Annotated in this window: 21 protein-coding genes; 8 read left to right on the forward strand and 13 right to left on the reverse strand. The window is 38.4% G+C overall.

Annotation, left to right across the window (positions count from 1 at the left end; translation table 11 throughout):
- Positions 1-22: 22 nt before the first annotated feature.
- From MMB68_RS17030 to MMB68_RS17050, 5 genes are all read right to left on the reverse strand, one after another.
- A complete protein-coding gene (locus tag MMB68_RS17030; protein WP_269870469.1) occupies positions 23-880 on the reverse strand; it encodes a triphosphoribosyl-dephospho-CoA synthase in 858 nt (285 codons plus the stop codon).
- A gap of 5 nt (positions 881-885) precedes the next feature.
- Positions 886-2,538, reverse strand: coding sequence for a malonate decarboxylase subunit alpha (mdcA, locus tag MMB68_RS17035; protein ID WP_269870468.1), 1,653 nt, complete (start codon positions 2,536-2,538; stop codon positions 886-888).
- Between the two features lie 37 nt (positions 2,539-2,575).
- Positions 2,576-3,502: a malonate decarboxylase subunit epsilon gene (mdcH, locus tag MMB68_RS17040; protein ID WP_221786095.1), complete on the reverse strand. Its 927-nt coding sequence runs from the start codon at positions 3,500-3,502 to the stop codon at positions 2,576-2,578.
- 458 nt (positions 3,503-3,960) lie between these two features.
- Positions 3,961-4,917: an LLM class oxidoreductase gene (locus MMB68_RS17045; protein WP_221786096.1), complete on the reverse strand. Its 957-nt coding sequence runs from the start codon at positions 4,915-4,917 to the stop codon at positions 3,961-3,963.
- A 57-nt stretch (positions 4,918-4,974) separates the two neighbouring features.
- Positions 4,975-6,174, reverse strand: coding sequence for an MFS transporter (locus MMB68_RS17050; RefSeq protein WP_014461498.1), 1,200 nt, complete (start codon positions 6,172-6,174; stop codon positions 4,975-4,977).
- 329 nt (positions 6,175-6,503) lie between these two features.
- Between MMB68_RS17050 and MMB68_RS17055 the strand changes: the two genes are divergently transcribed.
- From MMB68_RS17055 to budA, 6 genes are all read left to right on the forward strand, one after another.
- Positions 6,504-6,872 (forward strand): winged helix-turn-helix transcriptional regulator, encoded by a 369-nt coding sequence (locus tag MMB68_RS17055; protein ID WP_013055500.1) that lies wholly within the window; start codon positions 6,504-6,506, stop codon positions 6,870-6,872.
- Between the two features lie 84 nt (positions 6,873-6,956).
- The gene (locus tag MMB68_RS17060) at positions 6,957-7,136 is read left to right on the forward strand and encodes a hypothetical protein (protein WP_013055499.1); all 180 of its coding nucleotides are present in this window, start codon (positions 6,957-6,959) and stop codon (positions 7,134-7,136) included.
- Positions 7,136-7,333, forward strand: coding sequence for a YwbE family protein (locus MMB68_RS17065; protein ID WP_013055498.1), 198 nt, complete (start codon positions 7,136-7,138; stop codon positions 7,331-7,333). Before MMB68_RS17060 ends, MMB68_RS17065 begins: the two co-directional genes overlap by 1 nt.
- An 871-nt stretch (positions 7,334-8,204) precedes the next feature.
- Positions 8,205-8,369, forward strand: a complete 165-nt coding sequence (locus MMB68_RS17070; protein ID WP_081731992.1) for an aspartyl-phosphate phosphatase Spo0E family protein — start codon at positions 8,205-8,207, stop codon at positions 8,367-8,369.
- A 226-nt stretch (positions 8,370-8,595) separates the two neighbouring features.
- Positions 8,596-10,275 (forward strand): acetolactate synthase AlsS, encoded by a 1,680-nt coding sequence (gene alsS / locus MMB68_RS17075; RefSeq protein WP_416234866.1) that lies wholly within the window; start codon positions 8,596-8,598, stop codon positions 10,273-10,275.
- A 16-nt stretch (positions 10,276-10,291) separates the two neighbouring features.
- A complete protein-coding gene (budA, locus tag MMB68_RS17080; protein WP_221786098.1) occupies positions 10,292-11,005 on the forward strand; it encodes an acetolactate decarboxylase in 714 nt (237 codons plus the stop codon).
- A 111-nt stretch (positions 11,006-11,116) separates the two neighbouring features.
- On the opposite strand, the gene MMB68_RS17085 is transcribed toward budA, so the two are convergent.
- From MMB68_RS17085 to MMB68_RS17110, 6 genes are read right to left on the reverse strand one after another with little or no spacing between them, the layout of a single operon-like run.
- Complete coding sequence (locus tag MMB68_RS17085) at positions 11,117-11,539, reverse strand: NUDIX hydrolase (protein ID WP_264408893.1); 423 nt, start codon at positions 11,537-11,539, stop codon at positions 11,117-11,119.
- Between the two features lie 7 nt (positions 11,540-11,546).
- Positions 11,547-13,388, reverse strand: coding sequence for a 2-aminoethylphosphonate aminotransferase (locus MMB68_RS17090; protein ID WP_221785476.1), 1,842 nt, complete (start codon positions 13,386-13,388; stop codon positions 11,547-11,549).
- A complete protein-coding gene (gene aepY, locus MMB68_RS17095; RefSeq protein WP_221785477.1) occupies positions 13,381-14,511 on the reverse strand; it encodes a phosphonopyruvate decarboxylase in 1,131 nt (376 codons plus the stop codon). Before aepY ends, MMB68_RS17090 begins: the two co-directional genes overlap by 8 nt.
- Positions 14,504-16,021, reverse strand: coding sequence for a phosphoenolpyruvate mutase (gene aepX / locus MMB68_RS17100; RefSeq protein ID WP_221785478.1), 1,518 nt, complete (start codon positions 16,019-16,021; stop codon positions 14,504-14,506). Before aepX ends, aepY begins: the two co-directional genes overlap by 8 nt.
- Positions 16,022-16,034: 13 nt before the next feature.
- Positions 16,035-17,444: a Mur ligase family protein gene (locus tag MMB68_RS17105; protein ID WP_221785479.1), complete on the reverse strand. Its 1,410-nt coding sequence runs from the start codon at positions 17,442-17,444 to the stop codon at positions 16,035-16,037.
- On the reverse strand, positions 17,441-20,062 hold the full coding sequence (locus MMB68_RS17110) for a putative amidoligase domain-containing protein (protein WP_221785480.1): 2,622 nt from the start codon (positions 20,060-20,062) through the stop codon (positions 17,441-17,443). The genes MMB68_RS17105 and MMB68_RS17110 overlap by 4 nt, the downstream gene beginning before the upstream one ends.
- Positions 20,063-20,307: 245 nt before the next feature.
- Here MMB68_RS17110 and MMB68_RS17115 point away from each other — a divergent pair, with 245 nt between their 5' ends.
- A complete protein-coding gene (locus MMB68_RS17115) occupies positions 20,308-20,982 on the forward strand; it encodes a hypothetical protein (RefSeq protein ID WP_221785481.1) in 675 nt (224 codons plus the stop codon).
- 3 nt (positions 20,983-20,985) lie between these two features.
- On the opposite strand, the gene speE is transcribed toward MMB68_RS17115, so the two are convergent.
- Positions 20,986-21,873, reverse strand: a complete 888-nt coding sequence (speE, locus tag MMB68_RS17120; RefSeq protein WP_071276775.1) for a polyamine aminopropyltransferase — start codon at positions 21,871-21,873, stop codon at positions 20,986-20,988.
- Positions 21,874-22,242: 369 nt separating this feature from the next.
- Here speE and MMB68_RS17125 point away from each other — a divergent pair, with 369 nt between their 5' ends.
- Positions 22,243-23,424, forward strand: coding sequence for an MFS transporter (locus tag MMB68_RS17125; protein WP_221785482.1), 1,182 nt, complete (start codon positions 22,243-22,245; stop codon positions 23,422-23,424).
- A 49-nt stretch (positions 23,425-23,473) separates the two neighbouring features.
- Here the strand turns inward: MMB68_RS17125 and nasC are convergent, their stop codons facing one another.
- Positions 23,474-25,624, reverse strand: a complete 2,151-nt coding sequence (gene nasC, locus MMB68_RS17130; protein ID WP_277549211.1) for an assimilatory nitrate reductase catalytic subunit NasC — start codon at positions 25,622-25,624, stop codon at positions 23,474-23,476.
- Positions 25,625-25,633 lie beyond the last annotated feature (9 nt).

The following is a 25,633-nucleotide window of genomic DNA, read 5'->3' on the forward strand; positions in this document are numbered from 1 at the left end:
AGCCACTCCTCCCTGCAGACGTTTACGATTCTTTAAAAAGAGATATTCGATCTAAAAATAATACAGCAGCCAGCAAATCTGCACTTCCGCCTGGAGAAGCGTTAGATGATAGAAGTATATGATCTAACGCTTCTAGCCGCTGTTTTCCCATTGATGTAGATACCCCTCCAGCTTCTAACACATTGGATGCCGCCATTTTAACCTCCTCTAACACAACCGGACCAGCACGATGCAAAATACACGTATCATCAAGGTTGGCAATTAATGTTACTAAAGTATCAATCCTTGCTGATGTTTCATGTATGCCTAGCTTGCGAGCTTTCTGTAAAGCAGGCAAGCCTATATGAATCACGTGGGGAAACCCTTGCTTCGCCTCTCCAGGTGCTCCTTTTGCGCCATACTGTTTCTTTACACGAAGTCCATTAGATGAATGCAGAGGACAAAAACGATCTGCATAACGAGCAATTTGTCCTGCAGCTTCTGTGATGGATGCAGGTGATGCTTGAACGCCGCAAACTGCTGTTGCAGAAGCAAGTAGACCTAATGCCCAAATGGCTCCTTTGTGTGTATTAACACCATTCGTAGCCGCGTACATAATTTGTTCGCCCTCGCGTCCAATTTGAGCAATTTCTTCCCTTAGCATCTGACTTGGCTGCTTTCCTTGACTGTATAATGCAATCTGTAAAAAGGTCGGTTGTAAAGCATAAGCAGAAGTTAACAGCGTCTCAATATTCATATCTTGATGAGATCCAGTTGTTGCTGCATCTACAAGCCCCGGCTTAGGTGTAAGTACCGCTTCATCAACCAAAGCGGTAACTGCCATTTTAGCTATCAGGCATGAAGAAAACACAGTTGTTTTTGGCTCTTCTTGAATACGCATATTTTTTACCAGCTCCTAAATTTAGCAGGCGGATTATATAAACCATCTGACCATTCTACTAAATCTTCTACACTTTTCGCCGCTAACAGCGAACGCTTTGCTTCCGTACGGCGAATCTGTAAATCTTCCGGAAAAGCCACTAAGCCATCTCTTCGCATTCTTTCCACTTTATTTTGGTTGTGCAGTAACCCTATAGGCGTTACACCCGCTACTGCTTCAAGCGCTGCTTTTCTTTCTTCCAAGCTTTGTGCTTTATATAAATAAGCAATTCCTTCTTCAGTCACGACATGTGTCACATCATCCCCGTAAATCATGACAGGAGCAGTGGCTAAGCCTGCTTGTTTCGCTACCTTTATCGCATCCAAAGACTCCACAAAAACAGGCTCATTTCCTGATTGAAAGGTTTCAACCATTTGAACAACTAGCTTTTTGCCTCTTGCTAGTTCGTGCTGCTCGTTTATCATATCCAGCCAAGCAGGGGTAGAATGTCGGCGGCCTCTAGGGTCATGCCCCATATTAGGCGCTCCGCCAAACCCTGACAAACGTCCAGATGTGACGGTAGAAGAATTTCCTTCTCCATCTATTTGCAAAGTTGATCCTACAAAAGCATCTACCGCATATTGACCAGCCACTTGACACATCGCACGGTTTGAGCGCAGACTGCCGTCGCGTCCTGTAAAAAACACATCTGGACGCGCTGCTGTGTATTGTTCCATTCCTACTTCTCCCCCAAAGCAGTGCACGCTCTCGATCCATCCGCTTTCAATAGCCGGAATTAACGTAGGGTGAGGATTTAGAGCCCAATGCTTGCATATTTTACCTTTCAGTCCTAACTTTTCTCCATAAGTAGGCAGCAAAAGCTCAATTGCAGCGGTATTAAAGCCAATGCCATGATTTAATGATTGTACGCTGTGGCGTTCATAGATTCCCCGAATTGTCATCATACCCATTAAAATCTGAAGCTCTGTAATATGACGAGGATCTCGCGTAAATAAAGCTTCCAATTGATAAGGCTGATCCGCCACGACGATACAATCAATCCAAGAAGCCGGAATATCAACTCGCGGAAGTTCTTCAACAAGTTCATTTACCTGCACAATAACAATTCCATCCTTAAACGCCGTTGCTTCGATAATGGTGGGTGTTTCTTCCGTATTTGCTCCTGTATATAAATTACCTTGTGCGTCCGCTTTGTCAGCAGCTACTAAGGCAATGTTCGGAATTAAATCAATGAAAAGGCGTCCGTAAAGCTCTAGATATGTATGAATTTCTCCCATTTTCAACGTCTCATCTTCAATCATTTGAGACACGCGAAGGCTTTGAGCACCGGCGTACGAAAAATCAATTTTTTCAGCAATTCCTTTTTCAAATATGTCGAGGTGTTCCGGACGTGAAATACTAGACATAATCATATGAAGGCCGTTTACTTTATCAGCGCTTACTTCATTCAGCGCCTTTGATAAAAAAGATGCTTGCTTTTGATTGTCTCCTTCAAGCACTACTTTATCTCCGGGTGATATAAGCAATTCTAACGCTTCAATAATGTGTTCATTACCCAATAACTTTCCTTTAAGAAGATGGTCTATTTTCGCAAGGCGAGCTGCTTTTTGATCTCGGCGAGTTGTCCATGATTTTGAAGTTTTTTTTGTGCCACTCATGTTCTAGCTCCTTTCTGACATTTCTAAATTGATGCGCTTACATTTTTTCTTTTTCCATTAAAATCAGCAAAGTTTTTATCGTAGATTCGCCTGCCGAAATAGCCCTTGCTTCAGGGAAGCTCTTAGCAGCCAAATCGGTTAGTACTCTTCCTGGAGCCATTTCAATATATAATCTTGTGCCCATTTCATACATAACTTCCGTCGTATCATGCCAACGAACGGGCAGGGCAACACTTGCTGCCAAGTCTTCCTTAACATCAGCAGCTTTCCATAATTTCCGAGCTTTACAATTACCTATAAAAGGAACGATTGGGTCTTTTCCTTTCACTTCAGTTATTGTTTTTCGTAATTCATTCGAAACTTCTTCCATAAGAGGACAGTGAGAAGGCACCGTTACATGAAGCATTTTAGTTTTTCTAGCCCCTTTTTTAGATGCTTTTTCAAGAACTTTCTCGATTGCTTTTAAGGTGCCAGAAATCGTTATTTGATCAGGAGCATTTAGATTCGCTACGTACACAGGAGCTGAATCAGTTGATAGTTCATGTACAATAGAGAGAAGCTGATGCTCGCGGAGTCCCATTACAACCCCCATACCATAACCATCAGGATAAGCATTCTCCATCAGTTCCCCTCTTTTTTTCACAAGAAGAAGAGCTTCTTTAAAAGATAACACTTCAGATGCAACTGCTGCTCCAAACGCCCCTATTGAATGCCCCCCTACTACGTCTGGCGAGTATCCTTTGTTTCTAAACGACCTAGCCGCAGCTACTCCTGCAATAAAAAGACATATCTGAACATTTTTATTATATTTCAATTTTTCTGACGAATCTAACGAGAATACGTCTTGATTTAATGCCTCACTTGCTTCTTCAAACGTAGTCGCTAATCCCCATTTATTTTTTATATCATGAAGCATACCAGCATATTGTGCACCTTGTCCTGGAAATAGAAATGCAACACTCATCGTGTTTCTCCTTTCGACTTTATATCATCCAAGGAGATAATGGATAATTTTATTATAAAGAACATAGGATCAATAACTCTAATACATATTTCTTATATATCCTATAACTTGAAATCTATATAAAAAGAGGTTGGGATATAACTAAATGAATTCAATCTAAAGACGAAAAAATGGGATACATGAGCTCATATCGCTCGCTTGTTCCATCACGGTTGATTTCCGTGCAAGACTTCGCTTTCCGCGAGCGTCCGGTGAGCCTCCTCGTCGCTAAACTTCTGCGGGGTCTCACCTATTCCGCTTTTCCCACAGGAGTCTTCGTCTTATCCTCCAATCAACCGCTAGAAGCAACTACATACATAAAATAAATCTACATTCATCCTATCAATAAAAAATCCGAACGAGTTAGATTCTCCATTAAGAATCTAACCCGTTCGGATCTTCAACTAAAGTACTTTTAGCTACAGGTGAGCCGGAAAATGCGGAAGCACTTCTTCGCCAAGCTCATGTATAACTTCTTCAGCCGGACGCTTACTATCAAAAAGAGCAAAAAAAAGATGATTAACTCCTATTTCTTTATAAATAGAAAGAAGCTCAACTAATGCATTGCGCCCTGCTCGAAATCCTAAACGAATTGGCGTTGGCATTTCATTTGGATCTTCTGCCAAATCTAGATGCATAGGTTGCGTAAAAGGTTTAAAAACGCCTGGATGATAGATGCCAACCAGTTCTCTCCATTCTTTAATGGCCTCTGCTTGAAAATGAGGATGACGAGGATAATACATCCAGCCGTCTCCATACTGGGCAAACCACTCCATATTTTGCTGACTGTATCCAGTAATCATCGTCGGAATACGTTTCGTTGGCTTAGGAACGACATTTGCTCCTTGAACAGAACCCAAAGTAGACTGGATAGATGGAAAATCTTGATTTAACGCTTCTTCTAAATAATGAAAAGCCTCTACAAATCGCTTTCCTCTTTCTTCATGAGAAATACCTAGTCCTCGAAAATCTGCTTGACGGTCTCCAGAAGATACGCCCATGATCAACCGCTCAGGAAAAAGCTGATCAATGGTTGCCATTTCTTTAGCTATGCGAAGCGGATGACGCAAAGGCAGCACAATAGCAGATGTACTAAGAGCAATTTCTTTTGTTTGACTGGCAAGGTAAGTCAAATAAATAAGCATATCATAAATTTGACCCGTTGCTGGATCGCCAAATGATGGATCTTGAAGAAGGACATCGCGGAACCATAAGCTTGTAAATCCATATTGTTCTGCAAGCTGCGTGAGCTCTACTTGTTTCTCCATCGTAGGCGTGGCATACTGATAATTTTCAAGCGGGATATGCAAACCTAACGTTAACTCATTCTCCTTGTACATACGGCGATACGCCTTATGATGTTGAAATGTAGTCATTTGCTTCCTCTCCTTTTATAGATAAGAGATCATCGCAAAAGGCGATGATCTCTTGTTTTATTTTGCTTTTGCTTCTATTGAGCGGCTCCATGCTGTTAATAAGACCGCTCCTAAAACCATAACTCCTCCAATCCAAGGAGTATGAACAAGACCAATTGAATCAACAATCAGGCCCCCTACAAAAGAACCAATAGCAATTCCAACGTTAAATGCAGCAATATTAAGCGCAGAGGCTACGTTCACTGCTGAAGGAACATACTTTTCAGCTAAGTTCACGACCAGCACTTGCAGTCCAGGTACGTTCATAAATGCCAATAAGCCCATGGCAAAAATCGTAATCGTTCCCGCTACTTTAAACGATGCAGTAAACGATAAAATAACTAGGATAACTGCTTGAATTAGAAACATCCAAAATAATGCTTTTAACGGGTTTTTATTCGCAGCTTTTCCTCCGATTGTATTTCCGATGGCTACCGCTACACCGTATACCAGCAGTAAGATACTAACCGCGCTTGGTGCATATCCTGTTAGTTTTTCAAGAATAGGTGCTAAATACGTATAAGCTACAAACGTTCCGCCATATCCTAAGGCAGTAATAGCAAACGATAGTAAAAGCGGCCCGTTTTTCAAAATTTTCAATTGATCACTAAACTTTGCCGGGGGCGCTTCTTTTAAGTTTTTAGGCACTAAAAGAGCACTTGCAATAATAGCAATAACCCCAAGTAACGCTACTCCCCAAAATGTTGCTCTCCAGCCGAAAGCTTGTCCGATAAATGTACCAAGCGGAACGCCTGTAACAGTTGCAACTGTTAAACCTGTAAACATTAAGGCAATGGCACTTGCTCGCTTATCTTCCGGCACCAAATCAGCAGCGATAGTCGCACCGATGGAAAAGAAAATTCCGTGTGAAAATGCAGTAATAATTCGTGCTATAAGCAGCAGCCCAAAGCTTGTTGATAAAGCTGCTACTGAGTTTCCTACGATAAAAATAACCATTAATAGCATCAACAGTGATTTTCTGCTCATTTTACTTGTTAAAGCTGTTAATACGGGAGCTCCAAATGCAACTCCCATTGCGTATCCTGAAATTAATAACCCTGCTAGTGTAATGGAAATATTTAAATCATCTGCAAGCGATGATAATAAACCTACTGGAACAAACTCTGTAGTCCCGATTCCAAAGGCGCTAATAGCTAGCGCTAATAGCGGCAAAGCACCGCTTTTTTTACTTTGTTGTGTTTGTGAAAGTGTGTTCACTTCTTAACGCCTCCTGTTCGTTATAATAACTTCTTCATAATAACTTCTCTTACGGCTGATTAGCTTAGGTACCTTTCATATATTCGCTAACTCGCCATCAACAATTGTTATTATGAGCGATGTAAAACCAAAGAAAAAGTACGCACTTTCAAGTGATATAGGTACCTGGAGGTTACAATAAGCGTAAATACTAAAGTCATGAACTATTGGGTATTCTAAAAAAATGCTTACACCTAGAAAATTTTGCTCTATAGTGATATGATAAACATCAGAAAAAGTGCGAAAACATGCATTTGACCGTTATCTCTAGAACAAGGAGAGTTGTTAACGTGAAAAAATATAATATTCCAGTGGAAGCGGCACTAGAAGTCATTGGAGGCAAGTGGAAAGTCGTTATTCTTTGCCACTTAATTAAAGGGACAAAGCGCCCTGGAGAATTAAAAAGAATTATGCCGCGCGTTACACAAAAAGTATTAACGCAGCAGCTTCGCGAACTTGAAGCAGACGGCATCATTGTTAGAAAAATGTACAACGAAATGCCGCCTCGAGTGGAATACTCTTTAACAGATTACGGATGGTCTTTAAAAAGCATTCTTGATTCATTATGCTCTTGGGGAGAACATCATATTGAAAAAACGTATCCTGATAAAGAAGCTGTACTTATGCAGCCAGTAGAAGAAGTCACTGTTTCTAATTAAAAAAAGCTGACTAGATAGTCAGCTTTTTCATTCCCTTACTTTCTTTGTTTTTTCAGACGATGTACGTATTCAGGAGGAACCCATATGACAGAACAACTTAAAAAGAAAATTAGTCTTCAAGATGCTATCAAACAGCAGCTTGCTAATAAGAAAAATCAATCTTCAAGTAAAGCTCAAAATAGCAGCACGAATCAAGCAACCAAAAAGCTGACGAGTCAACAAACAAAAAAAACGAATAATCAGCGAAAGAGAACAGGTGTATAATGAACGGACAAAATAGAAAAGACGTAGCTCCTGGAATTGAAGTCGACATTGTTTTAAAAGCAGATCAGCGTTCTGGAAAACTTACACACGGAACGGTCAAAGACATTCTGACCAATTCAAGCTTCCACCCGCACGGCATCAAAGTTCGTTTAACAGATGGACAAGTCGGACGCATAAAAGAAATTTATCCAAATTAAAAAAGCATGTATTCTACATGCTTTTTTAATTTACACTTTAAATAAATCTACTTATCATTTCCTACTTTTGTTAAAATAAAGAAGCACTGTCGTCCCCTTTCTTTCCCTTGGGAACTCACGCAAGGAAGAAAAAGGTGGTGGATAGTCTGAGACGAATCCTCAAGTCATTTTTCCTAGATGCTGAGAATGTTCAGCTCCTAACGGCTTACGTCGAGCTTTTAGGAGCCATAGTCGCTCTTATTTTGCTATTTTTCCAGTAGTAAAATAAGTAATCACCGATAAGTATCGTCTAAAAGGTTCTTCATCCATAAGGCTCATGTGCTGATTGTCTTTAGGGAATGGTGTTTGGCGGCACTTCCCTATAGTAAAAAGACAGCTTCCTTGCAGAAATGGACAAGGTGTAATCAACTACGGCCGATTATGGGTGCGGGACCTTTTTCTTTATTAGTCTATGTCTTTTTTTCCCTTCCCATACACAAAAATAAAAAAACCTCCGAGTTGGCGGTCTCGAAGGTTTTTTCTAGTGAATCGTTTTCGACAAATCCTCATCCGGGCTAACAAGGTTCAGATCTAATAAGATTATGTGATGAATTTCTTCACCTTACAAGCTAAACTTGTCAAAGCTAAGAATTCATTCGCTTGTTAAGAATAACTGAACGTGCGCTCCAGATTGTCATTTTTCCTAGTCTCAGTATATCATACTTGTTGAAAACAAGTAAAAAAAAGTGTTCGACAAAGCTTGTCAGCAGCTCTTCACCTATGTCATATTTTTCAAAACAAAAAACATTTTACAAATATGAAGGAATTTCATACTATTAGATAAAAGATAAAACATAGAAGATAGAAGTATTCTGACTTGGAGAGGATTTCAATGAAGCAACCTCAGTTAGAAAAAGAAATTCGAGCCTTACAATCAGATATTTACCAATTAGCTAAGAAAACAAGCAGCTATTCTCAGGGTGAGATTTTAAAATTAAGTCAAAAGCTAGATCAAAAAATTGTTAGTTACCAAAAGCTTTTTAACCATACCAAATAAGAGCCGCGTAGAATTTTCACTTGCTATCCCTCAAGTACCATAAACCTACAAATAAAACAGATATGTTTTATTCGCAATAGGTACATCTCTGCTTCCCTAATTAATAGGGAAGTTTTTTATTTAGAAAATTAAAACCTTCTCCTTTCCTTTGATTAGTTGTCATACAAATTGGGTACTCAATCAGTAGGCCTTAAAACCTATCTAAGAAACATAAAGGAGAGAATGCATGATGAGTAATGCTGATACTACCGAAACAAAAAAAGGCGCTGACTTACTAGTAGAAAGTTTGGCAAGTCAGAATGTGCCTTATATTTTTGGCATTCCAGGAGCCAAAATTGATGGCGTATTTGATGTTTTGAAAGAAAAAGGACCAGAAGTAATTGTTTGCCGCCATGAACAAAATGCTGCGTTTATGGCAGCTGCTATGGGAAGACTGACAGGTACGCCGGGCGTTTGCCTTGTCACATCGGGTCCAGGTGCCGCTAACTTAGCCACTGGCCTTGTCACTGCTACTTCTGAAGGTGATCCAGTGGTAGCCCTAGCAGGAGCCGTTCCAAGAGCAGATCGATTAAAAAAGACACATCAATCAATGGATAATGAAGGACTATTCAAATCTATCGCCAAATTCAGCGTTGAGGTAGAAGACGCTGCAAACGTTCCAGAAGTGATAACAGACGCCTTTCGCAAAGCTGTTTCTTCTCCTTCAGGAGCATCTTTTGTCAGCTTGCCGCAGGATGTAATGGATAGCGAAACACCAGCTTCCACTCTATCCGTTTTAAAAGCTCCTACGATTGGGACTGCTAATTTAGACGCTGTTGCCCAAGCTATACACACTATTCGCACAGCAAAACTACCTGTCTTGCTTTTAGGTATGAGAGCAAGTAGATCTAAAGCAGTGGAATCAATCCGTCAGCTTATAGCAGAACATGACCTTCCTGTGGTGGAAACGTTCCAAGGTGCGGGAGCTGTTTCACGAGAGCTTGAAACTCACTTTTTTGGGCGAGTAGGCCTTTTTCGCAATCAGCCTGGAGACGTGTTATTGAAGCATGCTGACGTCGTCTTAACAATCGGATATGACCCAGTTGAATACCCTCCTTCTCTTTGGAACTCAGAAAGTCAAAGAAGCATTATTCATTTAGATGATTTACAAGCACAAGCTGACCACCATTATCAGCCGGAAATTGAGTTAGTAGGGGATATTCCAAGCACAATTGACATATTAGCGGATAAACTCCCACATTTAATACGTTCAAAAGAAAGTGCTTCTTTTTTAAAAACGCTAAAAAGCAAACTTGAACAACCTGACGATCAGTACGAGTTTTCTAATGACACTCACCTTCATCCCCTACAATTAATTGAAGCTCTGCAGAACTTTGTTGAAGATGATACTACCATCACATGTGACGTTGGTTCGCATTACATATGGATGGCTCGTTATTTTCGTTCCTATGAACCTCAGCATTTACTATTCAGCAACGGCATGCAGACACTAGGTGTTGCTTTGCCTTGGGCTATTTCAGCTGCACTCGTTCGCCCCCATAAAAAAGTTCTGTCCATGTCTGGAGACGGCGGGTTTTTATTTTCAGCTATGGAGCTCGAGACAGCCGTTCGGTTAAACTTACCAATTGTTCACATTATCTGGAACGATCAAACCTACGATATGGTTGGCTTTCAACAGCAGATTAAATATGGCCGAAAATCTGCAGTAGAGTTTGGCAGTGTAGACTTTGTTACGCTTGCTGAAAGTTTTGGTGCCAAAGGATTTAGAGTTAACTCACCAGAAGAATTTTCGGACACTCTAGCAAGCGCTTTTCGTGAACAGGGCCCCGTTATCATCGATGTTCCTGTAGATTATAAAGATAATGAAAAATTAAATACACAGCTACTGCCAGATCAAATTAACTGAAAGGACTGAGTAAAGAATGAGCAATAAAGAAAAATTAACGATTCACCAAACTTCCACTATGATCGCTTTATTAGACGGAGTATTTGACGGTGTTGTCACATACAAGGATTTAGCTAAGAAAGGGGATTTCGGCATTGGTACCTTTAATCAATTGGATGGTGAAATGATTGCCTTTGACGGAGAATTTTATCATATTGCTGATGGTAAAGCTGCACCTATTAGTGAAGATGCAAAAACACCTTTTGCCATTATGACAACCTTTTATGAAGATATCTCTTATCGTGTAAAAAAGGAAATGAATCGTGAACAACTAGAAACCTTAATGAATGAGCTTATTCCTAGCCCGAATTTATTCTATGCAGTTCGCATTGACGGCAAGTTTAAAGAAGTAAAAACTCGCACGGTTGCAAAGCAAGAAAAGCCCTATCCTTCTATGGTAGATGCGGCTGCTGATCAGCCTACATTTACATCTTCAGATGTAAATGGAACACTAGCAGGTTTTTACACGCCAGAATATTCTTCAGGCATCGGTGTTCCCGGCTACCACCTGCACTTTATTGATGAAGATAAAAAAGAAGGGGGGCATGTTTTAGATGTCTCCGTTCAGGATGTTACAATTCAAATCTGCAAAAAAACGAAATTAAATCTCAATTTATCGGAAACAAGTGAATTTTTAAGTGCTAATTTAGAAGACCATGATGTAGAAGAAGAAATTGCCACGGCTGAATAAACAACCATACTTTTACTGATAAAAAAACGCTCATCGTCACGCATGACGATGAGCGTTTTTTATTTAATCGCGTTCAGGCTTCATTTCTAGCACAACATAGAAACCTTCCGCCTATACGTAAAAGGAGCCCGTGTCTTTTAAAACATAGAAAAATGGTGTTTCAGTCTCTTTTAGACATCTAGCCATTCGATCCTTAAAGTTATCTAATTTAATTATATTTTTTGCTTCTTCTAACGTAAAATATCCCACATCCTGTGTTTCATTGGAGACAGAAATTTTTCCGCTAATCGCTTTTCCCTTTAATAAAATAACAGTAGTAGATCGTTTAACATCTTGTTCTACTCCTAGAAAGTTGGTCACTTCAATAACAATTCCAGATTCTTCTTTAACTTCTCGTATCCCCGCATCTTTTATTGATTCACCTGCTTCAACAAAACCGCCTGGAAATTCCCATCCCCGTCTATGGTTCTTGACTAGAAGCACGTGATGATCTTGATTTACCACCATAACTGCTACAGCTAATTTTTGATTCAACTTTTTCTCACTCTCCTTTTAAAGCTTTAAGATATTGTTCAAGAAGGTGAAGAAATCTTTCTATATCTCTATATGTGATATCACCAATATTTGCTATTCGAAACGTTTCTAATTTATCAATTTTACCAGGATAAATGGTGAATCCCTGTTTATAAAAAAAATCATGCATAATATCAAAATTATACTTTCTATTGGAAGGCTCGATGATAGAGGTAATAATTTTAGAATGATGTGTTTCAGGAACCAAATAGGTTAACCCAAGCCGAGTAATTCCATCCGTTAAAGTAGTCCATGATTTTGAGTAGCGTTCATATCGTTTCTCAATTCCTTCCCACTGAGTTTCTATAATTGCCTGCTTTAAGGCGTACATAGTCTGAACAGGAGGAGTAAAACGCATTTGTTTATTCATTTGGAAATATCGATACTGATCATATAAATGAAGATAAAGGTTACGAGGCTTTATTTGCTCCGTTTTTTCTAACCGGTCTTTATTTGCTATAACAAACGACACGCCTGCCATTCCTTGAAGGTTCTTATTTGCACTTGCGGCCAGATAGCTTATATTCATTTTTTGCATGTCAATTGGAACAGCTGCATACGAACTCATTGCATCCACAATCATTTCGATATTTTTCACTGCACAAAATTCCCCAATTTGTTCAATATCATTAAGAAGCCCCGTGGAAGTTTCACAGTGAACAAGCGCCAGATAAGAAACGTTCGTTGAAATCTTTTTTATAAAAATTTCTAAGTCGTTCATATCAATAGCCTGCTCGGCGGAGCTTTTATATTCTAAATAATTCAGTCCATAAATTTCAGCGATTTTACACATTCTTTCACCGTATGGACCATTATTGATAATAACAACCGTACTGTTATCAATTACTGAACTTAAAATCGATTCCACTGCAGCCGTTCCAGATCCGCCGAATAATACCGTAGTATACTTCTCTGGATTCCCAACAAATTTTGTTAGTTCAGCAGAGATAAATTCCATTGTCTCTCCAAATTGTTTTTCTCTCGGGCAAATGTCTTCCACTATTTGAGCATATTTGACGGTATCTGTTGTAGTTGCCGGTCCGGGGTTTAGGAGTATATTTCTCTTAACTGTATGTGGAATACCTTCTCGAGCTTTAATAATCGGATAAACAATAGTAGTTGCTCTTGCCCAGTGATCTTCATCATCCACTTCACACCATGCCAAATTATCCAGTTTATGAACATACACATTTGCTTTTTCGGAAATTTTAACGAGGCCATATTCATAATCGATCGTTTGATTAAACTGAAACAACGTATTTGCTTCATCACAAAGTCTCTGAAATGTAGCATAAGAGAGTTTGGTTAAACCAACTAGTTCTGCATAGATACTATTCAACTCTTCTTTTTGTTTTGACATATTCTTAAGGTTATTATCTTTATCAGCTTCAATATAAACTTCGTCGCCAGCACCGTTCAATTTACTCGCTAGTATGACATCTGATCTCGAATGATTTACTAATGTTTCCAACGCATTCTTTTCATAAATTACATCCGATTCCAATAGTAAAAAATCTTCTTTAATATAATTTTTAAATTGATACAGCGTAAACAGACTTCCCGTTGTTTCGTATCTAGAATTATAAACACATTTTATTTGAGGATATCTAACCATTAGCTTTTCATATTCTTCTTTCATATAACCTGTTCCAATAAAAATCGTCTTAACTCCTGCTTCTATTAACTTTGAAATGGAATGTTCAATAATCGATTTTTCATCAATCATCAAAAAACCCTTGGGACGGTTTCCAGCTCTTTTACGAATCCTGCTCCCCATCCCCGCAGCTAGAATAACAGCTGTTTTAATCATCTAAAAACACCTGCATTCTTTCTCTGACTTCATAAGGCTTCATTTCAGGACGCCCCAGGTTCTTTTTAGATCCTTTCGCTATTTTAAGATATAAAAATGTTAATTTTTTATCATTTTTCCACTGTTTGATATACGTCTCTAACTCATTTAAGTTATGAACATGAATGGAATTTTGATACCCACAGGAAGAAGCAATATCTACAAAATTAATGTGATGAGAGACCGTATGTTGTCCCCCAGTAGAATCATGGGTGTGGTTGTCTAAAAGAATGTGTAATAAATTTTCCGGACAATAGTATCCGTTGGTTGCTAGATTTCCCATGCGCATAAGCAACGCTCCGTCTCCATCAATTGTAATGATGTTCTTTTCCTTTCTGCTCAAAGCTAAGCCTAAACCAATGGAACTAACGCACCCCATAGATCCAACCATATAAAAATTATTTCTTGCGTCTTCTATTTCGTAAAGCTCTCTTCCTGTTTTTCCTGTAGCGGCCAATTGAATAGTATCGTTGTCTTTTAATGAATTAACTACTTGTAATGCCTCATACCTTGAAGGTAACTCGTCGGTTGTTATCTGTTCACTTTTCATTTTAAGAGTAACGTTTTTCATTGATTTTTCTAAGAGCTTAACTGGCTCAAACGTTCCTTTTTTTACAATAAAGAAGTAGCTTTCATTATTTTCAACAGCTTGATTAGCCCGCTGTAATTGTTTTTTAACTTCCGCAAAATCAAAAGATAAATATTCCCATTTTATTTTCATCGTATTTAGTAGGGCAGGAGTAATTTCTCCCATTAATTCATGCTGCGGTTCATCTGGACATCCAGGTTCTCCGCGAAAACTGACAAATCCAAGGACAGGAATTTTAAACGGATGAATAAGAGAGGTTAAAGGGGAAACAGCATTTGCTAATCCGGAGTTCTGCATTAAAACAACCGCTTTGTTGCCAGCAATTGATGCTCCAGCAGCAATCGCTACCGCTTCTCCTTCGTTTGCTGCTGCAACATATTCACATTCGTTGATAGCGTAGTTAATGAGATGTTTAAGATAGGAACAAGGAACCCCGCTATAAAATTGAAAACCTAGTTTTTTTAATTGAGTTCCAAATACGGACGTACTAATCATTTTTCCCACCATCTTTTTGAATCTTCGTATACGTTTCGGTATCTATCCATGACCCCATCGTATATTTAACAGCAACTGGGTGAATTAGATTAATATAATTAAAGAAATCAGAAAACGTGAGCTGAGCAAAATCTTTTCTTTGTGCCAATTCTTCCAAAGCTTTTTTTACAACCTCAGTGCCTTTTCCAGAAACTTTCCAAAGACCAATGAATTCACCATGAATGTTGTTAGAGTTTGGATTGCACGACATTTGAATCAAGTCTACTGTTTTAGAATACAGCTGCTTGGAATAGGGAAGTTTAGCAGTTACATAAGATGTTTGATTCCCTTTTAACTCATAATCAGCTCCTGCTACGATAGTGATATCGCCACTTTCATGAATTAACTCCTCAAAAACATGTGTTTTATATACGATGTTACTATCGCTTATTAAAGTAGCCGTTCCTAGCTTATCTCTTGCAGCATAGAGATGATATAATTCTCCTTTATTAGGAAATGCCTTATCTTCCATAGCTTTATCGGAACCTGCTTTTATACTATTTGTCACGCCGACTTTTTTTAACTGATTTATCTGCTCAGTTATCAAAGCTTCATTTGCTGATTCTTTTACCAGGATCATAGCGTTCGTGCTATGATTGGCAGAGCTTAAATAAAGTTTCTCTGCCATATCGAGCTCTTCAGCTTTTTGAAGACGGAAAACTTCCTCAAGCGGAGAGACATTTTTTTCTACATTAATCAAACTTTTATCGCAATAAATCTGAGCGGACGTTTTCTGCATAGCTGTAATGGAAGATCTTAAGTTATGGTTGGCCCAAATGCTCAAGCTAATTCCTAAATCACTAAATTTATCAGTTGGAACCGAATAATATTTGGTTGGAACAATAATAACCGGAAGCCTGTTTCCCCACTCTTTCATAAAAGCTTCAATCTCTGTCATATCTGACCTTTTACTATGAATCAAAACGGCGTCGGTTCCTGCTTGGCGATAAGCTTCTGCACGCTTTAAAGCTTCCTTCAGCCCCCACCCTGCAATAAAAGCTTCTACACGCGATACCACTACAAAATCTTCGTCATTTTGGCTATCTTTCATTGCCTTAATTTTGCCGCAAAATTCATTAATATCTGCAAGCGGCTGTGCTTCACCTTTAATAAATGAGTTTGTTTTTGGAAACAATTTATCTTCAATACATACGCCTGGAATGTCTCGCTGCTCCAATTTCTTAACTAATCTTCTTGCATTATTAAAATTCCCATACCCTGTATCACCATCAAGAAGAATTGGAACGGACGTTGCGTCACTCATAAACTCTAAGATGTCTAATACCTGTGTCCATGAAGCCTCGTTATTATCTCTTACACCCAGTGCTGCGGATAAAGACAGGCCGCTAGCCCATATCCCTTTGAATCCTGCTTCTTCTACAATCTTTGCAGATAGCGCACTGTGAGCCTCCATAATAAACTCTAGCTGTTTACTTTCTATCAACTCTCTTAGCTGTTTAGTCTTCTTCATGTCTATCCTCCTTTTACTCTTCGTTGTCTGGAATAAGTTTATTTCTTAATTCTTTAAAAGTAGGTTTTGTCATAACACGGTGCGTTACTTTTAATAAAATTATTGTATTTTCATTTAAATATGGCGCTAGCACATTGTATACTTCATCACCAGTCTTACAAAAATAGACTTTATTAGGATCCATTCCACATTTTAAAGCTCCTGTCCTAATAGCTTTCGCTTCTTCTCCTACTACCACTAAAACATCAATCTTTGATTCCGCTGCTTTTTTTCCCATATCTTCATATTGTTTAATTGCATAAGGTCCTTCTCCTAGCTGAGGCATGTAACCTAATAAAGCGATAGACTGTTTCTCTTTTGACATATCACTGAGAACTCCAAGAGCTGTAGCCATCGATAAAGGTGAAGAGTTCCATGTATCATTAATTACCGTACACTCATTCATTCCTCTTTTAAATTCCAAATGTTCTTCTACTTGTTCAAATAAGCTAAGTCTTTGTATGGCAACGGAAATATCAACGCCCACATAAAATACTGCAGCAATGGCAGCCAGTGCATTATACACATTATGTTCACCATATCCAGGGATAAAGGCATTGTACTCTTTGTTTTTGTGTTTTAAGGTAAAGGCCATTCCTCCGTTAGCATATTTAATATCTTTTGCTTGAAATTGGGAACCATCATTTTTACCTATATATACAACACCTTTAAAAGGACTCACATCAAGTACTTTCTTAATATTTTCGTCATCTGCGTTTAAAATCAAAATGCCGCTATTTGGATCTAAGCCTTCTACAATTTCAGCTTTTGCTTTCATGTATTCTTCAGGCGTTTCACAATCAGCGAGATGGTGTACGCCTATATTTAATAAAATTCGTATTTGTGGCTGAAAGTAGCGGCACGCAACTTTTAAATAACCTGGATAAGCGACCGGCATCTCAAAAACTGCTACTTCTGTCGTATCATCAATACCTGTTAAATAACGTAGATTTACAGACATAGAATTCATACTCATCCACGTAGCTTTCACTTTATAGTCTTCAATTAATATTTGTCGGATCATCTCTTTCGTGGTCGTTTTTCCACAAGTTCCTGTAACTCCAATAACAGGAAGATCAAAAAGCCCTCGGTAGTATTGGATAAATTTCCAATAAGCCTCTTCTAATTGAGCTGTTTTAACAAGAATAATATCTCCCTCTAAGTTCGTGCACAGCTCAGGGTGATCTGTTATAACGACAATTGAATGATTTCCTTTCCAATACTTCCCTCTAATCGGTTCTCTATCTAAATGAAAGATGAGTGTATGATCCTCTATATCCTTTTTAGCGTAGTTTATAGCATGTTTAATAACAGGATTTCCTGATCCATAACAAAGGTCTCCCCCCGTTTGTTTAAGGATTTCATTTAATGTGAAGTGCTTCATGTTAAATCCTCCTTTTCTTCTTCGTAACCAGCCAGTGAAGACGCATAATTAAGCAGACGAATCCCCGCCAAAGTACGCAGCTTATAGGCTCTAATTTGTGAGAACAGACTATCTGGTTTTGCATTTATTTCAAGCAACTTTATGGAACCGTACTGATCTATACATAAATCTACCGCCAGCTCCCCAAAAGACCCTACTTTCTCTTCTACTGTTGCCACAATATTTTTAGATATTTTAGCTAATTGGTTTATAACTAGCCTTCTGTCTGTTGGATCAGGGTATAAACTATTAAATATTTTACTGAGGCGCATATTCGTTTCTGAATCTTCCGTTAGCACATCTTCACCGGTGAGACGCGCAACCATACCCGTTCGAAGCCAAATTTGCTTTTCATTTTTTTGCATATAAACCCGTATTTCTAAATTTTTATCTTTATGCTGTTTTCTGCGAATTCCTTCTTGAACAAGATAAGGATTGTTTTTCATCAAAGGAGCGAGCAAAGTAAATAATTCTTCCATATTACTGAATTGATGCAGCTCTTTTTTATTAAGATCAAACCAAAAGATGCCTGTTGGTCGGCGAACGATGCGCATGACTCCTTTACTTAAGGCCCCGCCAAGCGGTTTTAAATAAACTTCTCCGTAGCTATCGAGCATTTCTGCAATGTCAGCAGGATTTTGTACGAGACGTGACTCTGGAAGAAATTCTTCATATTCTTTCATAAGAAGTTCATATGTTGCCCACTTATCTCCCGTAAGCTGAAACAAGTTTGAAGAATTAACAAAAGGAATTTTATAAATCGCCTGAAGTTTTGCCCTTATTTCATCTATTAAAATATTTTTTCTGCCATCTATGAAATAACGGTCATAAATAACAGCAGGAAAAGGAAAGAGCCCTTCACCGTTAATGGTTGTTCCTTTAACCAATTTTTTCTCCCAATCAATATCTTCAGGTTCAAACACATATACAAGCATTCGCTTTTCATTTGCTAAGCGACATAGGTGGTGGAAATAGGTTGTTTGTCTTTCAAAAGGACGGTTAGCAAGAATGCCAATGATAGGACCTAAAGTTATGATGCCTTCTGAAGCTGATAGCTTGGGGCACCAATCTTTTGGGAGAGATAGTTTATCACGGAGAGATTTAGAGAGTTGAACCATATTTGGATGGCGAAATGAAAAAGGATAAGAATGCACAGTTGCAGTTGATATTGCCTTTCCTGCACTAACAATCGTAGACTGCCCCTCTTTGAGGCCGTATTTTAAACGGAGCTTTTTGGGGATTTGGATAATATGACCACGGTCATAGATTTCTTTAGAAATCTTTACATTCCAATTTCTGCGAATATCATTTAATTCATCACAAGGAATTTCTTTTTCTATCATTTCAAATAGAAAAGATAGTTCATTTTGATAGTGTGGATAGCTGGACGTTTTCATAAGGTTGGCCTTGATATCTTTCCACATTCGTTTAAGAAAGATTTTATTCCCTTGATAGTAGGCACGCTGCATAAGTGGATGAAATAAAAATTCGCTTTTTAATTCATGATGATGGGTAGCAACTAGCTGAGCAAGAGCTAAAGTGGAGAGAGTAATTCTAGGGTCGATAATCCAAGAGCTTAAAGTTAAATACTCAAATCCATACGGTTTCTCACGATAGCGTCCAAGACCTCCATGGTTCGTTTTCCGTCTGAGTTTAGCGGTCTTAGATTCTTCTATCAGCGCTACTGGAATAGCAAGGTAGTGGTCAAGAGCTCTTAATAAGGATAAAGAAAGCGGAATACCAAAATGAATATGTCCTCCACATTGATACCCTGAAAACGGCATGCTGCCTGCCCGAAAATGAATATTTTCATATGGTACCTGTGCAGATGCTTTTTCTATTAACTTTTGGATATTCTCAAATAGTTCTGTTGATGAATTTGCTTTTTCAGGCCTAACTTCTACTAATGCATACTCACCGCTATCTTGCTCTATTTGTCTTTCATCACAGCCTACCGGACCTTCAACAGAAAAAAAAGTAGAAGCTGGTAGAAGCTCTCCGTCACAGCTTAACATAAACTCAACGTCAGCACCCATGCTAAAAGGAACACTAGGCTTTAATGGATTTTCTATCCATTCACTTTCTGATGAGTTAATATCTGTGACGATACACTCTCCATTTTCTAATACCCCCATTTTGACAAAGCCGTTTTTAGCTCCCGTTACGTAGAGCGCTCGAATGGCTACGTTCATCAGCATTTCCGGTACATCCATAGTGTTTACCTGTTCTAATTTCCAGCCGAAGGCTTGCGTTCGAATGGGTATTTCATTAAATACAACATGTTCACTGGTCACTACTTGTACTGTTTTTACGCTCAGTCCTTCTACTTCTAGACAATATTCTTTGTCTATTGCATATATTTTCGTAAAATAGTCATATCCTTCATACATTGCTTGATCCTTTGTATTTACGATAACAATATCTCTTCCGCTATGGTGACCATACTTCCTCCCTATCACTGGATATGAACAGGTTTTGGGGTCAACTAATTCAACAGACGGTATATTATTCAGATTAAGAGTTTGCAACGTCATTTCTTTATCAGATAATATCCCTAACTCTTCTCTCATTGGATCCATTTTAAAGCCTCCTAATTAGAACTTTCTATCGTATTTTGCTACTTTAATGCCTTATAACAACAATCAGCTACTCATATAGTATGTAACTATCCAAAATAATCCTGTACATTTATCTATTTATCTCCACCATCTCTAAAAACTTTTTATGTATGTATTTAACACGTGTAATAATTCACCGATTTTATTTTTACTGCATTTATTATAGAAAGGATAGATTTCAAACGATATAAAAGGAGAAATAATCAATGACATTAAAATTCATTCATGGAAACTACTTAAAATATAACAAAGGAACTGGTTTTATAAGCTGTCATGTAGACGCACTTCATGCAGAACCACCCGCTGCTGATTTATTTACGGATAAAATCGTAGAGAATGTAGTAAAGAACACAGGATGTGCTGGAATTATTAGCACGGTTTCCAGAACCGTAGCAGATTTAAATAGAAATCTAAATAAAACGAACTATGAGGGGATACAAGAATATAGAAGCACAATCCAAGAAATTATCAAATCTTTAAAGATAATAGATAGTAATAATTGCCTTCTAACACCCTATCTGCATTTATCTTTTCATGGAATGAAGGATACACATTACGGGCCTTATGCAATTGAAGTAGGAACCTTATATGGACAATCTTGCTCAAAGGAAGTTAAGGATTGGTTTCAACAAGCGCTGACTAAAAAATCCGAAAATTCGTTTCCAAAAATCCATGTAGTATTTGATAATAAATTTATTGGAAACGAATCAATTGCTTTTCACAGACAAGGTGACAATAGGAACTATACAGGTTACAGCCATAATTTTAATACGTTTCAAATTGAATTATCCCGAACTCTGCGCAGCAAACATAGATCTGCTATAACAAATATATTTTCCGAGATTATTCACGACTTTCAACAAACATTCGTCGCTACTTAGTTTTTAGGAATCTTTTCCGTCTACTATTTCTTTTATATATTTAGGTAAAACAAATGATGCGCGGAAAATTTCAGGGTCAACATATTGAGTATGTGTATGCTGCAGCTTCGTCAAATCGGCCTGAAGAGGATCCATTTTTTTAGAAGCAATCGTAAAACTCCAAATGCCGCAAGGGAACAGAGGTATAGTCACTAGATATGTGCGGACAATGGGAAATAGCTCCTTTAAATTTTTAACTGTGCCTTGTAACGTAGAAGTATTGTAGTAAGGAGAACCTGATTGAAAAACAACCACGCCATCATCTTTAAGGCTGTTGTAGACATATTGATAAAAATCAGGTTGAAATAGTTTTTTTCCCGGTCCAACAGGGTCAGGTCGATCAATTATGAGAACATCATAAACTCCTTTTTGTTCTTGAATCCAATCTATTCCATCTCGATGTATCATATTGAGCCTGGTTTCACCATCATAACAAGAAGCCGGAGTTAGCCAGGTGCGGCAGATTTCTGTAACTTTTGGATCAATTTCGACTACATCAATTTGTTGAATTCCATCATACTTCATTGCCTCCCGTGCAGGACCACAGTCTCCTCCGCCAATCATCGCAACTTTTTGGGGATTTGAATGCGTTATAATTGGCACATGGCTAATCATTTCATTATAAATAAACCCTTCTCCTGTTGAAATTTGTGGAGTACCATCTAGCACCAGCATTTTCCCATACCATTTTGTATCCACAATACTGATTTGCTGATAGGAAGATTGCTCATAGTGAAGCAGACTTTTTACTTTATACCCCATTTTCACTCTAGCCTGTCCAACGTAACTCCAGATCCAGAGAACTCCATTATCATCCTTTTTATAACCTGAAAGAGGATGCTTTTCTGTCACTTTTTCCACCTTCTATTTCAAAAATTTGTGTTCTATATAAAATATGAATTATTTTTCATTTCGCTATAATTCGATAGCACAAATTTATAGGTGCTTACTCTATTAATCTCTTCTAATTTCAATGTTTCTTCCATTCTTCCCACAATATTTCTACTTACTGTTCTTTCGAAGCTTTTTAATCGTTTCTTCATCAGCACTTAGATAGAGTACAACTCTAAGTTATCTCTCCGCCTTTATCTGCGTCCGTTCTTCAGCAAAAGTACGGAAGAAAGCCTAACACAGAATGATACATAAGAAAGAAAGCGTAGTATCATAATTACCATATTGCAACAGCTTTACGCTGTATATAAAAAAGGAGGTTTTTAAGCAATGTTTTCTAAACGGCCCTTATCTGTACTTCTTATCTCGACTTTATCTATGATTATTGCTTTTTCAGTATGGTCTGTCTTCGCGCCTATCGCCGCAGATATTCAAGTGATGTATTCATTAACCAATGCTGAAAAAAGTATCTTAATTGCCACTCCCGTCTTATTAGGTTCACTCATGCGGATTCCGATGGGAATTTTAACAGATCGCTTCGGCGGAAGAAAAGTGTATTCGTTAACAATGCTTGCTCTTTTACTCCCTACCATTTGTGCAGGCTTTACTCATTCTTACTCCATGCTGCTCTTTTGGGCATTTTTTATCGGCATGGCTGGAACAACATTTGCTATTTCCATTACATATGTCTCTAAATGGTATTCACCTCAAAAGCAAGGTTTTATTTTAGGAATTGCCGGGATGGGCAACTTAGGATCAGCGGTAGCAAGCTTTAGTATTCCACTTATCTTTTCTTCTTTTGGCTTGCCTTGGGTATTTTGGAGTTTAGCAATTGCGGTAGCTTTAATGGCTCTTTTATTATGGGTAGGAACTTCAGACCACCCTTCTGCTGCTTCTCCTAAAACGCTGCAGGAATCTTTATCGGTATTAAAATTTAGAGAAACGTGGTTTTTGTCCGTTTTCTATTTTTTAACATTCGGTGGATTTGTCACATTCAGCATCTATCTCCCTACCATTTTGCACGATCAATTTAATGCATCAACCGTAGACAGCGGGCTGAAAACAGCTATTTTTGTTGTATTAGCAACGTTTGTACGGCCTCTTGGAGGATATTTATCGGATGTATTCGGAGCAAAAAAAGTACTTACCTTCGTCTTTACCGGAATGCTACTAATAGGGTTATTTATTGCATTTACCATCACTGCCTTCTCCCTATTTAGCGTAGGTTGCTTACTTGCAGCCATTACTCTTGGTATCGGAAATGGAGCTGTTTTTAAAATGGTTCCATCTGTTTCAACAGGAAATATTGGAGCTGTTACCGGGATCGTAGGTGCATTCGGAGGAGTAGGCGGCTTCTTTCCCCCTATTGTGCTAGGCTTTATAAAAGATACAAGCGGAGATTACGTTGTGGGTTTTTCCTTACTAGCGCTTTTTGCCCTATTCTGTCTCTTACTGAATTATTCTGGATTCAAAAAACAAGATGTACGTATTAACCAAAAGCACCTTGCCTGATTCCATGTAAAAAGCCTCTTTTTTCAAGAGGCTTTTTGCATCAGCATTTTTAATAGGTGCTTCTTTTTACAGAAGGGCTAATCTTCACAGCGCTTACTTTAAACCCCGGCATCTTACAGGCGGGATCTAATTTCTCAGAGACAAGGTTATTAACATTTTGAGAATCCGCCCAGTGAAAAGGAACAAATACGGTATCTGGCCGAATGCCCTCTGAAAATTTGCTTCTTACCACAATCCTTCCATATGAAGATTCAATTTGTACTAATTCTTGATTCGAAATTTCATATTTTTTCGCTGTTGAAGGGTGGATTTCCATAAAAGATTCGAAATTTCTAGCAGATAAAGACGCACTTTTTCGCGTTTGTACACCCGTTAAATAGTGCGACATCACTCTTCCCGTTGTTAAATAGAGAGGATATTTTTCGGTTATTTTTGCTTTAGGAACAATAGCTTGATTCGAGACAGGGACCATCATCGCTTTTCCATCACTATGAGCAAAACGCGTTTCAAACAGGCGCTCGGTTCCTTTATCTGTTAAGCTTCTACATGGCCATAAAATCCCTTTTTCCTCTCGTAATCGTTCGTACGTAATACCGGAGTAATCAGCGATCCCTCCTTTACTTGCCATTCGCAGTTCATTGAATATTTCTTCAGCTGATGAAAACGAAAAATATTCCTCTTTCCCTAAAACTTTAGCAATTTCACATAGTATTTCCCAGTCGTGTTTGATTTCGCCGCGGCATGGAAAGCTAGCTTCGCGTAATGTAACTCTTCCCTCTACATTTGTCATGGTTCCTTCATCTTCCAAATAGGAAGATGAAGGTAAGATCAAGTTTGCTAATTTTGCTGTTTCTGATTCAAACATATCTGCTACCACTAGAAATTCAAGCTTTTCAAAAGCCTTCTTAACAAAATTAGCGTTTGGATTTGAAACTGTTGGATTTGAACACATCAAAAACAGCCCTTTAATCTCACCATCATGAATTTTTTCAATCATCTCATATGCAGAAACACCTTTTCTAGGAAGATCTTTCTCCTCTATGTTCCACACATCTGCTATATGCATCCGGTGCTCATGATTTTCGATTGAACGGTAGCCTGGAAGCTGATCCGCTTTTTGACCATGCTCTCGGGCTCCTTGCCCATTTCCTTGACCGGTAATGGCCCCATATCCGCAGCGAGGTTTACCGATTTTCCCAATAGAAAGTAGAATATTCAAAAAATTTCGCACCGCAGCACTTCCGTCTGTTTGCTGCTCTACCCCTCTAGCAGTAAAAATCATTCCTGTTTTGCTTTGACCAAACATACGGGCAGCTTGGCACATCTCTTCAAGTGGCACTCCCGTTATTTCTTCAATGATATTAAATTCTAGAGACGCCACATATTGAATTACTTCTTCAAATCCATTGACACGTTCTTGTAGAAATCGTTCATCTAGATAATTTTCTTCGATAAGGACCTTCAAGATTCCATTGGCTAATGCCGCGTCGCTCCCCGGCTTAAGTTTCAAGTGTAAATCAGCTAGTTTAGTTGTAGCTGTTTCTCTTGGATCAATTGCAATAATAAAAGCTCCGTTTTCTTTTGCTTTCTCAAAATAAGGCATAATCGTTGGCTGACATTCCGCAATATTTGTTCCAGCTAACATAATACATTCAGTAAACGGAATCTCTTGCAAGCTATTCGTAAATCCTCGGTCCATGCCAAATGTTTTACTAGCAGCAGAAGCAGCAGCCGACATACATAAGCGTCCATTGTAATCGATATACTTTGTTTTTAACGCAACTCGAGCAAATTTCCCTAATAAATAAGCTTCTTCATTTGTAATAGAGGCACTTCCATAAACACCTAGCGCATCTGCTCCATTCTTCTCTTGAATCTCTGTAACGTTTTCTTTAATATAGTGAAGAGCTTCTTTCCAAGAAATCTTTACAAACTCTCCGTTTACTTTTAATAAAGGATATTGAATCCGATCTTTATGCAAAGGATGCTGATGCGCATTCATTCCTTTGATACATAACCTTCCTTGAGAAGTAGGGTTGTCTGTTCCAATTGTTTTATACGTTTTCCTTTTTACATGTGTTTGTTCAACTAACTGCATTTTGCACTGCATGCTGCAGTAAGGACACTGAGTATCATAGATACGCTCGGTTTCAACTTGCTTTTGCTGCTCACGAAAATATTTCAATAGCATCTCAGTCAACTTAGATCA

This window comes from Priestia sp. Y58, assembly GCF_029522095.1.
In the GTDB taxonomy this organism is placed as follows: domain Bacteria; phylum Bacillota; class Bacilli; order Bacillales; family Bacillaceae_H; genus Priestia; species Priestia megaterium_E.